This window comes from Enterobacter sichuanensis (genome assembly GCF_002939185.1).
Taxonomy (GTDB): domain Bacteria; phylum Pseudomonadota; class Gammaproteobacteria; order Enterobacterales; family Enterobacteriaceae; genus Enterobacter; species Enterobacter sichuanensis.
Genome location: NZ_POVL01000025.1, coordinates 1 through 12677 on the forward strand (window position 1 = coordinate 1; position 12677 = coordinate 12677).

General features: G+C 52.8%; 7 protein-coding genes and 1 pseudogene. All 8 read left to right on the forward strand.

Annotation, left to right across the window (positions count from 1 at the left end):
• The first annotated feature begins 256 nt into the window (after positions 1–256).
• The 8 genes and pseudogenes from C5687_RS12635 to C5687_RS12670 all read left to right on the forward strand — a co-directional run bounded on the left by C5687_RS12635 (position 257) and on the right by C5687_RS12670 (position 12623).
• Complete coding sequence (locus tag C5687_RS12635; RefSeq protein WP_104557038.1) at positions 257–1468, forward strand: diguanylate phosphodiesterase; 1212 nt, start codon at positions 257–259, stop codon at positions 1466–1468.
• An 88-nt stretch (positions 1469–1556) separates the two neighbouring features.
• Positions 1557–2447 (forward strand): aminoimidazole riboside kinase, encoded by an 891-nt coding sequence (locus tag C5687_RS12640; protein ID WP_104557039.1) that lies wholly within the window; start codon positions 1557–1559, stop codon positions 2445–2447.
• A gap of 173 nt (positions 2448–2620) precedes the next feature.
• A complete protein-coding gene (locus C5687_RS12645; RefSeq protein WP_047958642.1) occupies positions 2621–4138 on the forward strand; it encodes a carbohydrate porin in 1518 nt (505 codons plus the stop codon).
• 67 nt (positions 4139–4205) lie between these two features.
• Positions 4206–5576 (forward strand): sucrose-specific PTS transporter subunit IIBC, encoded by a 1371-nt coding sequence (locus C5687_RS12650; protein WP_059386675.1) that lies wholly within the window; start codon positions 4206–4208, stop codon positions 5574–5576.
• Positions 5576–6982 carry a sucrose-6-phosphate hydrolase gene (locus C5687_RS12655; RefSeq protein ID WP_104557040.1) on the forward strand — a complete coding sequence of 469 codons (1407 nt, stop codon included), beginning with the start codon at positions 5576–5578 and terminating at the stop codon, positions 6980–6982. Before C5687_RS12650 ends, C5687_RS12655 begins: the two co-directional genes overlap by 1 nt.
• A gap of 28 nt (positions 6983–7010) precedes the next feature.
• Positions 7011–8027: a LacI family DNA-binding transcriptional regulator gene (locus tag C5687_RS12660; RefSeq protein ID WP_095440632.1), complete on the forward strand. Its 1017-nt coding sequence runs from the start codon at positions 7011–7013 to the stop codon at positions 8025–8027.
• 89 nt (positions 8028–8116) lie between these two features.
• Positions 8117–9667: pseudogene (locus C5687_RS12665) on the forward strand (methyl-accepting chemotaxis protein).
• Positions 9668–10028: 361 nt separating this feature from the next.
• A complete protein-coding gene (locus tag C5687_RS12670; RefSeq protein WP_104557041.1) occupies positions 10029–12623 on the forward strand; it encodes an AAA family ATPase in 2595 nt (864 codons plus the stop codon).
• Positions 12624–12677 lie beyond the last annotated feature (54 nt).

The following is a 12677-nucleotide window of genomic DNA, read 5'->3' on the forward strand; positions in this document are numbered from 1 at the left end:
TTGCCACGATCGCCGACAGTTTAATTTTTTCTATCCCTTCAACCTGCCGGCACTGGTGAGTATATACCTGGCAAAGTAACCGGCTCGAGGTTTTCGGTAAGTTACGTTGCCTTAGACCAGACAAAGCCAGGTAACTTTAACGAACTATCATTTTCGATATCCAAACACACCTCTTGTGGCGTGAATATGTTAGGTCGCATTGATTAAGTATGTTAAACAGTAGCTTCAAGGCACCTTTCTCATCGGAACCCCTTTTGTGCTGACGACGCTAATCTACCGAAGCCAGTTAAATTTATCTCACCCGTCCACCGAACTGCGGGAGCTGGTCGAGCGCGCCAGGGGCCGCAACGCAAAGCTGAATATTACCGGTGTACTCCTGTCTAAAGGGAGCGATGTCCTGCAAATTCTCGAAGGTTCCGAAGAGAGCGTGGTCAGGCTGTTCCATACCATCCGTCAGGACCCGCGTCACAGCGGGGTGGTTGAACTGATGCGGGACTATGGTCCGCGCAGGCGCTTCGAAAATGTCGGCATGCTGTTGTTCGATCTGCAAACCCAGTCGCCGAAAGAGGTGCTGCAGTCGGTTCTGCATTACAGCAAGCTGGACAGCTATCTGACCTCTGACGATCGGGTGTTCAAATTTATCCAGACGTTTATCACCGGCAAACGCCCGTCTTCGTCGGGAACACGCTACGTCCCAGAAAAATGGACACTCGCCCCCGAAACCTTACCCTTTGGTGAGAGCCTGGGCCTGATTGCCGGTCAGCCTTGTCAGTTTGCGCTTCAGCCCATTGTCGAGCCATCGGAAGGAAAGATCAGCTCCCTCGAGGCCCTGATACGCGGCAACGACGGCGGCAGCCCGGAGCATTTCTTCAGCACCCTCGACCCGGACAAAATCTACGAAGTTGATCTCCAGACAAAGGCGTATGCCTTTGCGCTGGCGGAAAAACTGGGCATTGGCAGCCATAAAATTGCGGTCAACCTGCTGCCCATGTCGCTGGTGAATGTGCCTGGTGCCGTCGAGTTTCTGGTCAATCAGATCAAACAACACGGGTTGCAGCCGGAGCAGGTGGTTATTGAAGTCACTGAGAACGAGATGATCTCCGGTTTCAACCAGTTCAACAGCGCCATTAAGCAGCTTCGCGGTGAGGGGGTTGGCCTGGCGATCGATGATTTCGGTTCCGGCTATGCCGGTCTTTCTCTGCTGACCCGTTTTCAGCCGGATAAAATTAAAATCGACCGGGAAATCGTCAGCGATATCCACCTCAGCGGCGTGAAGCAGGCGATTGTGCGCTCCATTATCAGCTGTTGCTCCGACCTTGAAATTACCCTGGTGGCCGAAGGGATCGAGAAGATAGAGGAGTGGTGCTGGCTCGAATCTGCCGGGATCCGCCGATTCCAGGGCTTTCTGTTTGCCCGTCCGCAGCTGAATGGCGTCGGTGATATTCACTGGCCGCATCTGATGCGTTAAGCCAAATTTCCTTCCCGTTATTTCCCCTTTGCCTGGCCTGTGCTTAAATAGCTAAAACGGTTTAATAATGTTTAGCTTAGAGGGTCACATGAAAAAAATCTGGGTACTTGGCGATGCGGTAGTGGATCTGCTGCCGGATGGAGAAGGCCGGCTACTGCAATGTCCTGGCGGGGCACCGGCAAACGTTGCAGTCGGGATTGCCCGACTGGGCGGCCAGAGCGCCTTTATCGGCCGGGTTGGCGACGATCCTTTCGGGCGTTTTATGTATCAGACGCTGGCGAAGGAGCGGGTCGATGTTAAGCAGATGCGCCTTGACCCGGCACACCGCACCTCGACGGTGGTGGTCGATCTGGACGACCACGGCGAGCGTTCGTTTACCTTCATGGTGCGCCCGAGCGCCGATCTGTTTCTGGAACCCGCCGATCTGCCAGCGTTCAGCGCCGGGGAGTGGCTGCACGTCTGTTCCATCGCGCTCAGCGCAGAGCCGAGCCGTACTGCGACGTTTCAGGCAATGGCCGCCATCCGCGAGGCGGGCGGTTACGTCAGTTTCGACCCCAATATTCGCCCGGATCTCTGGCCGGATGAGAACGCCCTGCATGGCTGCCTGGAGCAAGCCCTGCAACGCGCCGACGTGGTAAAACTCTCGGTAGAAGAGCTGGCCTTTTTCACCGGCTGCGCGCAGGTAAACGACGGTCTGGAGGCGTTGATGCAGCGCTGCCCGGCGCGGCTGGTGCTGGTCACCCAGGGTAAAATGGGCGTGACGGCCTGGCATGAAGGTACCGTAAAACACTATCCGGCCACGCCCGTTCAGTGCGTCGATACAACCGGCGCGGGGGACGCCTTCGTGGCGGGCCTTCTCTACGGCCTGTCCGACGGGCAGGACCTGACGCCGGTTATCGCCCTGGCCCAGCGCTGCGGCGCGTTAGCCACTACCGCCAAAGGGGCAATGACTGCATTGCCCTGGCAGCACGAGCTGTAATTCCTCCCTTCACTGGCCGCCAGTCGGCGGCCTGAATTGTCGCCTCGATCACACTTACTAAAACGGTTTAGCAAAAAAGATTGCCGATCCAAAATTCACAGGTTTAGTATCAACAACCTAAACCGGTTTAGCAATTTAGCACGTTTAATGACTTCTTTTAGGGATGCGACAAAATGTATAAAAAACGCAGACTTGCCGTGATGATAGGCATGCTGGCCGGCAGTACCTCTGTTTTTGCCCAGACCGATATGTCCAGTATCGAAGCGCGCCTTGCCGCAATGGAGCAGCGCCTCCAGGACGCGGAAACGCGTGCCCAGGTGGCGGAGAAACGCGCCACGGCGGCAGAACAAAAAACACAGCAGCTGGTGGCCGCTCAGCAGCAGGCGCAAACGACAACCCAGGAGGTGGCGCAGCGCACTACCGCGCTGGAGAAGAAGGCGGATCAAAGCGGCGGGTTTGAGTTTCACGGCTATGCCCGTTCGGGCCTGCTGATGAACGATGCCGCCTCCAGCAGCAAAAGTGGTCCTTACCTGACGCCAGCCGGCGAAACCGGCGGCGCAGTAGGGCGTCTGGGTAACGAAGCCGATACCTACGTTGAACTGAACCTGGAACATAAACAAACCCTGGATAACGGGGCGACCACGCGCTTCAAAGCGATGCTGGCCGACGGTCAGCGAACCTATAACGACTGGTCTGCCGATACCAGCGATCTCAATATTCGTCAGGCCTTCGCGGAGCTGGGCAACCTGCCTGATTTTACCGGCGCGCTGAAGGGCAGTACCTTCTGGGCGGGTAAACGCTTTGACCGCGACAACTTTGACATCCACTGGCTGGATTCCGACGTGGTGTTCCTGGCCGGTACCGGTGGCGGCGTCTACGACGTGAAATGGAACGATTCGCTGCGTAGCAACTTCTCCATCTATGGCCGCAACTTCGGCAGCGTGGAGCAGACCGACAACAACGTTCAGAACTATATCCTCAGCATGAACCACTTCGCCGGCCCGTTCCAGCTGATGGTGAGCGGCCTGCGGGCGAAAGATAACGACGACCGCAAAGACACCAACGGTGATCTAATCAAGACGGACGCCGCCAATACCGGCGTGCATGCCCTGGTGGGGTTACATAATGAGAGCTTCTATGGCCTGCGTGAAGGGACGGCCAAAACGGCGCTGCTGTATGGTCACGGGCTGGGTGCAGAGGTGAAAAGCATCGGCTCTGACGGCGCTTTGCTGTCTGAAGCGGATACCTGGCGCTTTGCAAGTTACGGTGTCACGCCCATCGGTGGTGGCTGGAGCATTGCGCCTGCCGTGCTGGCGCAAAGCAGTAAAGACCGCTACGTCAAAGGCGATAGCTATGAGTGGGTAACGCTCAACACCCGTCTGATTAAAGAGGTGACGCAGAATTTCGCGCTGGCGTTTGAGGGCAGCTATCAGTACATGGATTTAGATCCGCAAGGCTATAAGGACCGTAACGCCGTCAACGGCAGTTTCTACAAGCTGACCTTTGCACCGACGTTAAAAGCGAGCAAGATCGGCGACTTCTTTAGCCGTCCTGAGCTGCGCCTGTTTGCCACCTGGATGGACTGGAGCAGCAAACTGGACAATTACGCCAGCGATGATGCCTTTGGCAGCAGCGGCTTCAACGCCGGCGGGGAATGGAACTTTGGGGTCCAGATGGAAACCTGGTTTTAACCCATCCCGCTCCCGCCTGGCGGGAGCGGTTTAAACATCATAAAAATGAAGTCAGGCAGAGGTATCTATGGATTTTGATAATATCGCCCGCGCGCTTATTCCGCTGCTCGGTGGCAAAGAGAACATCGCCAGCGCGGCGCACTGCGCTACGCGTCTTCGTCTGGTGCTGGTCGATGACGCGCTTGCCGATCAGCAGGCTATCGGCAAGGTCGACGGCGTAAAAGGCTGTTTTCGTAATGCCGGGCAGATGCAGGTGATTTTTGGTACGGGCGTGGTTAACAAAGTGTACGCCGCGTTTATCCGGGCGGCGGGGATCAGCGAATCCAGTAAATCTGAGGCTGCGGATCTGGCGGCGCGCAAGCTTAACCCGTTCCAGCGCATTGCCCGTCTGCTCTCCAACATTTTTGTGCCGATCATTCCCGCGATTGTGGCGTCCGGTCTGCTGATGGGCCTGCTCGGGATGGTGAAAACCTACGGCTGGGTCAATGCGGATAACGCTATCTACATCATGCTGGACATGTGCAGCTCCGCGGCGTTTATCATTCTGCCTATTCTGATCGGCTTTACCGCCGCGCGGGAATTTGGCGGTAACCCGTATCTTGGCGCAACGCTGGGCGGCATTCTGACCCATCCGGCGCTGACCAACGCCTGGGGCGTGGCGTCGGGTTTCCACACCATGAATTTCTTTGGCCTTGAGATCGCGATGATTGGCTATCAGGGCACGGTATTCCCGGTGCTGCTGGCCGTCTGGTTTATGAGCATCGTGGAGAAAAACCTGCGCCGCGTGATTCCGGACGCCTTAGACCTGATCCTGACGCCGTTCCTCACCGTGGTGATCTCCGGCTTTATCGCGTTGCTGATTATCGGTCCGGCAGGGCGCGCCCTGGGGGACGGCATCTCCTTTATTCTCAGCACCCTTATCGCCCACGCGGGCTGGCTGGCGGGACTGCTGTTTGGCGGACTTTACTCGGTGATTGTGATCACCGGTATTCACCATAGCTTCCACGCCATCGAAGCCGGGCTGCTGGGCAATCCATCGATTGGCGTTAATTTCCTGCTGCCTATCTGGGCCATGGCGAACGTGGCGCAGGGCGGTGCATGTCTGGCGGTGTGGTTCAAAACCAATGACGCCAAAATCAAAGCCATTACGTTGCCGTCGGCGTTTTCTGCGATGCTGGGCATCACCGAAGCGGCTATTTTTGGTATCAACCTGCGCTTCGTTAAGCCGTTTATCGCCGCGCTGATTGGCGGCGCGGTGGGCGGTGCCTGGGTGGTGTCGGTGCATGTCTACATGACCGCCGTCGGGTTGACTGCCATTCCGGGTATGGCCATTGTGCAGGCCAGCTCGCTGCTGAACTATATTATCGGCATGGTGATTGCCTTCGGCGTGGCGTTTACCGTCTCACTGCTGCTGAAATATAAAACGGACTCTGAATAATGACGTTACCTTCCCGCTGGCCTGCGATCCTGCAGGCCGTTATGCAAGGTCAGCCGCGGGCGCTCGCGGACAGCCATTATCCGCAATGGCACCCCGCGCCGGTGACGGGGCTGATGAACGACCCGAACGGGTTTATCTGGTTTGCTGGCCGCTACCATCTGTTTTATCAGTGGAACCCGCTGGACTGCGAGCACCGCTTTAAGTGCTGGGGGCACTGGAGCTCTGTGGATCTGGTGCACTGGCAGCACGAGCCGCTGGCGCTCATGCCGGATGAAGAGTATGACCGCAACGGCTGCTATTCCGGTAGCGCCGTGGATAACGCGGGCGTCCTGACCCTGTGCTACACCGGCAACGTCAAGTTTGATGACGGCAGCCGCACGGCCTGGCAGTGCCTGGCCGTGGAACAGCTGGATGGAACCTTCAGGAAGCTGGGACCGGTGCTGGCGCTGCCGGAAGGCTACACCGGCCACGTGCGCGACCCTAAGGTGTGGCAGCACGACGGGATGTGGTACATGGTGCTTGGCGCACAGGATGTGCAAAAGCGCGGCAAGGTGCTGCTGTTTAAGTCAGCTGATTTGCACGCCTGGCAATCCTGTGGGGAGATCGCCGGTCACGGCGTCAACGGCCTGTCGGATGCGGGGTATATGTGGGAGTGCCCGGACCTGTTTGCCCTCGACGGGACGCACGTCCTGATCTGCTGCCCGCAGGGGCTGGCGCGCGAGCCGCATCGCTATCTCAATACCTATCCGGCAACCTGGATGAACGGGGAGTTTGACTATGTCCGCGCGACGTTCGATCACGGCGAGTTGCACGAACTGGATGCGGGTTTTGAGTTCTACGCCCCGCAAACCACGCTGGCGGAAGACGGTCGCCGTATTCTGATCGGCTGGATGGGCGTACCGGACGGGGAAGAGATGCTGCAGCCCACGCGGGCGCACGGCTGGATGCACCAGATGACCTGTCCGCGAGAATTAGAGTATCGCGACGGCAGGCTCTGGCAGACCCCGGTGCGTGAGCTGGAGGCGCTGCGCGAAGATGAACACAACTGGCAGGGGCGCGCCAGCGCCGCGCCCGTACTTGACGCGACGCGCCTGGAGTTTGAGCTGAGCACTTCGCAGGTGATTGTCGATTTTGCCGGCACGCTGCGCCTCAGCGTCGATGGGCAGGGCCTGCGTCTGGAACGCGCGAGCCTGGAAACCGGTGAAACGCTGACCCGCTACTGGCAGGGCGACGTCCGTCATTTACGCGTTCTGTGCGACCGCTCCAGCGTTGAAGTTTTCATCAACCACGGCGAAGGGGTGATGAGCAGCCGCTATTTTCCTGTCCATCCGGCCCGGGTGCGATTCGAAGGTGCGTCCGACATCACATTACGCTACTGGTCGTTGCGCACCTGCATGATAGAATGAGGGTTTTGGCAGCCGGATCTAAGTCGTTGTGAGAAAAACAAAACGCGTCACCATCAAAGACATCGCGGAGCTGGCGGGGGTGTCCAAAGCCACCGCCAGCCTGGTCCTGAACGGTCGCAGCAAAGAGCTTCGCGTGGCGGAAGAGACGCGCGAGCGCGTGCTGGCGATTGCAAAAGAGCACCACTATCAGCCCAGCATTCACGCCCGTTCGCTGCGGGATAACCGCAGCCACACCATTGGTCTGGTGGTTCCGGAGATTACCAACTACGGTTTTGCCGTCTTTTCTCACGAGCTGGAAACGCTGTGCCGCGAGGCAGGCGTTCAGCTGCTGATCTCCTGCAGCGATGAAAACCCGGGGCAGGAGACGGTGGTGGTGAACAACATGGTGGCGCGGCAGGTGGACGGGCTGATCGTGGCCTCCAGCATGCTTAACGACGCGGACTACCATAAGCTGAGCGAGCAGTTGCCGGTGGTCCTGTTTGACCGCCACATCAACGACAGCGCGCTGCCGCTGGTGATCACCGACTCTATTACCCCGACGACGGAACTGGTGTCAGATATAGCGCGCCAGCATCCTGATGAGTTCTACTTCCTCGGCGGCCAGCCCCGCTTATCCCCGACGCGCGACCGCCTGGAAGGGTTCAAACAAGGTCTGCGTGATGCCGGTGTGGAACTGCGTCCGGAGTGGATCATTCACGGCAACTATCACCCGAGCTCCGGTTACGAGATGTTTGCCGAACTCTGCGCCCGGCTGGGACGTCCGCCGAAAGCGTTGTTCGCTGCCGCCTGCGGGCTGCTGGAAGGGGTGTTGCGCTATATGGGCCAACATAACCTGTTGCAAAGCGATATCAGGTTAGCCAGTTTTGACGATCACTATCTCTATGATTCGCTGACGATCCCCGTGGATACCATTCGCCAGGATAACCGCCAGCTGGCGTGGCACTGCTTTGATTTGATTAGCAAATTAATCGAAGGGGAGACGCCGCAGCCGTTGCAGCGCAAGCTCAATGCCACCCTGCAGCGACGCTATAAGTCAGCGAAATAGCCCGGTTCGATACTTCAATAACTTTAATTAATTTAAGTTTTGGAAGCGCCGATAACCATAAGGAATAATTCTCCTTGAGGTATTGGTTTATGTCGTTGAAAAAGTCGTCCCTGATTGTCCTGTTCTCGCTGCTTTTCTTCTTTGTTGTCAGCACTGTCACCAGCGTTGGCCTCATCATTAAAAGTAATAATTCCCTGGATAACGTCAACAAAGAGATTCAGGTGGTGCTGTCTATTATTGACCCCATCAACCACAGCCGTACGTTGCGCGTTCGGGTGATGGAGTATGTGAAGATGGTGGAAGCGGGCAACGCGGCGGACGGAGCAGCAAAGCTGACCGCTGTGAAAGAGGCGCTGACCAAAGCGGACCACGCGTTTGCGGCCTTTATGGCGTCACCGCGCCTGAGCGATGAAGCGCCGCTGGTGAGTGCCTATCAGGATGCCTGGCAGAACTACCGCAACCAGGGGCTTGCGCCGCTGATTGATGCCGCTGCGGCACACGATGTCGCCAAATTTGACGCGCTGATCCCGGAAGTGTCCCGCCTCGATCGCCAGTACGAGATCGTTCTCGACCAGGTCCTTTCCGTGCACCAGAAATATGCCAAAAGCCTGAATGAAGATGCGAGCAGTAACTTCGTCTCTGGCCTGGCGATCATTGCCGCAATCGCCAGTCTGTTTGTGGTGGTGATCATCGCCGTTAGTCTGCTGATGAAGCGCTTTGTCTTCGCGCCGGTCAACCTCGCGCGCGAGCACTGCAGCCAGATTGCGGCAGGTAAGCTGGACATTCCGGTGCCGGTGAAGGGGAGCGCACATAATGAAATCGATCATCTGATGAGCTCGATGGAGCAGATGCGTCAGGCACTGCTTGCGACCATCGCCCAGGTGCGCGATGCGAGCCATACCGTGACGCACGCAGCTCAGGAGATTGCCTCCGGGAATATTGACCTGGCGTCACGTACCGAACAGCAGGCTTCCGCATTAACCCAGACAGCGGCCAGCATGGAAGAGCTGAGCGCGACGGTGGCGAACAACACCGACAATGTGTTCCAGGCCGGAAAACTGGTGCAGGACGCGGTGAAAAATGCCCACACCGGTGAAGCGGTGACCCGCGAAGTCATCGACACGATGAATACCATCGCCGCGAACTCGAAGCGCATCGAAGACATCACCAGCGTGATTAACAGCATCGCCTTCCAGACCAACATCCTGGCGCTGAACGCGGCGGTTGAAGCGGCGCGCGCCGGCACGCAGGGCCGTGGCTTTGCGGTCGTGGCCAGCGAAGTGCGCACCCTGGCGCAGAAAAGCGCGGTGGCCGCCAAGGACATTGAGAGCCTGATTGCCCAGTAGGTTTCCAGCGTGAAAAACGGTGCGGAGCTGGTGAGCCGTTCAGGTGCGGTGATTGACGCGATTATTTCGTCGGTCAATAAGGTGAATACGCTGATGGAGCAGATCTCTGTCGCCTCGGAAGAGCAGAGCCGGGGGATTAGCCAGGTCGGGCAGGCGGTGACCGAGATGGACGGCGTGACCCAGCAGAACGCCGCGCTGGTGCAGCAGTCCGCCGCGGCAGCGGCTTCGCTGGAAGAGCAGGCGCAGCAGCTATCGCGGAGTATTTCGAGTTTTAGTTTGCCGGTGCAGGCTTGATTGATGATGTAAGGCTCCTGAGGGGGCCTTTTTTGTCTACGACGCAGCCATGAGGGATAAAGACCAGCCAAACGGCCATCAGCATGCAGTGTAATACCCAGAGCGTCAGTGGTTAGGCATTGGTCGACAAGACAGGCTAATCGCTAAAAAGTCAATCGTCGTTTTTATCTTATAAAATCCTGTTTTTTGTTAATGGTGATTATTATAAGTTTGCTATTGAAAAGGTGATGCCAAAAATTTGCTATACATCATACTTAACTCGTTTTTTAGATGGGAATCATTAATTAATCTGTCGTATTGCTTTATAGTCGTCGTACTACAATAGTTTTAGTTTACAAAATAGAACACAAAAGGAATTTGTATGACACCTATCGAGAGTATCGCTGAATGGTCTCAAAGAAAACCTGTTTGGTGGAGACACGCTATAAGATTATCGTTGACTCATGGTACATTAGATCAAGAATGCTTGAGTATTATTTTGAAAATAGCAAAAATTGAGCATGGACTTCTTGAAAGAGATGAAGTCTATGAAAGGGCTATACAACCTTTGGACTTTACAGGGTTTACTTCAGAGCAAAATGAAGTTTCACTTAAAACTCTATGTAATGTTAAAGGTGTTGGGTTGCTGGCTGACAACCAAACTATAAATTTTCCAGGGCAAGGGTTGTTTATTGTTTATGGTGATAATGGAGCCGGTAAATCCAGCTATTCAAGCATCTTAAAAAATACATGTCTAACCAGAGGGGACAGCCCTCAAATATTGGGTAATGTTTTTTCAAAGGAACAAATTCCACCGCAAGCAGAGATTTGTGTAACAGTCAATGGATTAGATGAGGTTTTTTTATGGGATAATAATAGTTCCAGTATTGAAGCCCTTAAGTCAATAAGGGTGTTTGATGGTTCTTCAGCTAATCATTATATCAATAAGGAAGATGCGCTTGGATTTAAACCAATAGGTTTAAATTTATTGGCCGAGTTAGTTAAGGCCGTAAATAGTGTCAGAGCCTATCTTGAAGAAGATACAATGGGAAGCAATGGTTTTATCAAGTTGGACGGTTTAAAATCATCTAGTGCTGCAGCTAATTTTTTAAGTGGTCTTTCTGCTGATACACTTGAAGATGAAATAAACGAACATTGTATCACGCTTGAAGAGTTAGAAATGATAGAACCTTTAAAAAAGGAAATTTACCATTTCAGGTCGCAAACCCCACAAACATTAAGAAAAAATTTGCAGCAAACGAAAGCAACGCTAGAACCTCTTGTGTTATTTTGCGATAAGCTTGCAAGGTCACTAGGTGATAAAGCTATAGAGTTGCTCGGGAAATTAAAAGCAGAGAAAGAAAAAACTGCGAATATATGTGACGAGTTACGTAAAACCACACTTCAAAATTTACCTTTTAATAATATTGCTGGTGTAAGTTGGCAAAAAATATGGCAGGCAACACAGCATTTTATTCAGCATGATGAAAAAAAACATTTTCCGATGGCTACAGGGGAGCATTGCCCCATATGTTTTCAGGAAATAAGTGATGAAAGCGAAAGCAAAATGGAGGCGTTATACAAATACCTAAATGATCAATCGGAGCGAGAAGCGATGTTGGCTAAAGGTGAATATGATGATGCTGTAAATAATATTTCATCCCTCTCTTTTGAACTTACTCCCTACGGTGCAGCGATTTCTCTTTTAAATAATGAGTTTCAAAGTTTGGGAGATCAAGTCATTAGTATGATTTCAAAACTTGAACAAAGAAGAGATATCTTAGTTGGAAAGTTGAATTTACCACATCTTCCATTAATGTTAGACATTATTGCAAAGATAAAAAATATAATTGAAGATATTAATGCAAAGCTATTGGTTATTGAGTCGGATGAGGAATTGAATAATTTCATTCAAATTAAGGAAATTGAGCTGATTAATCTGGAAGATAGAAAATATATATTTGATTGTCGCGAAATCATTGTGGGGAATTTGAGACGTCATAAATATATTAAAAAACTCAACTCCATTCTTTCTCAATGTGGTACTACCACAATTTCAACACTTTCATCAAGTATCTATAGAACAGGTGTCGTTGAGCCGCTCGTTTCTGCATTCAATGATGAACTACAGAGTTTCGGATTTGATCGTTTTAGAGTCAAAGTTGAATCTCGCAATCGCTCAGGTGTTCAACAATTTAAATTATCTTTGGCAGATGAGAATAATAACGTTATTGGCGCACTTTCAGTTGCTAGTGAGGGAGAACAACGATGTATTGCTATCGCAAGCTTCTTAGCCGAAATGAAAGCTGATTCTAGAAAATCAGCGGTTATATTTGACGATCCAGTTAACTCACTAAGTCATGAATGGAGCAGTCGGGTGGCTAAGCGATTAGTATTAGAATCGCAAAAACGTCAGGTCGTGATATTAACGCACAATATAGTTTTCTACAAATTATTGTTAGAGGTGGCTGAAGGGACTGCAACTGAATACTCGACTATAGCACTTGAGCGGTCTCGTAAATTCGCCGGAATAGTTAAAAACTCAGCTCCTTGGGAAGCTATGACTACTCGGGCAAGATATGGTTTTTTAAGAGTAAAGTTGCAAGATATAAAACGGTTAGAGAAAAAGGAGGAAACAACAACAACCGAACTGCGTGATGCTTGCTGTCAGTTTTATAGCTATTTACGCGAGGCGTGGGAAAGATTGGTTGAGGAGAAATTACTCAATAAGGTGGTTACTCGTTTTGAACGTGGTGTCTCTACGCAACGACTAGCAAGATTAATTGATATTTGTCAGTCTGATATAGATAGAGTTGATTATGCCATGTCCAAATGCAGTACTTATTTTAGAGGGCATGACAGTGCTGCTGCAATTGGAGATCCTTACACTAGTGTAAAAGAGGTTGAAATTGATCTTAATTTTTTCTTTGAATTCCTAAATGAACTTGAAGAAAAACCTAGGAAGAGGAATTCGTGACTAAAATAAACAGTGTAAGAAACTACTAAATGTAATCATCTAGATCTTATAACT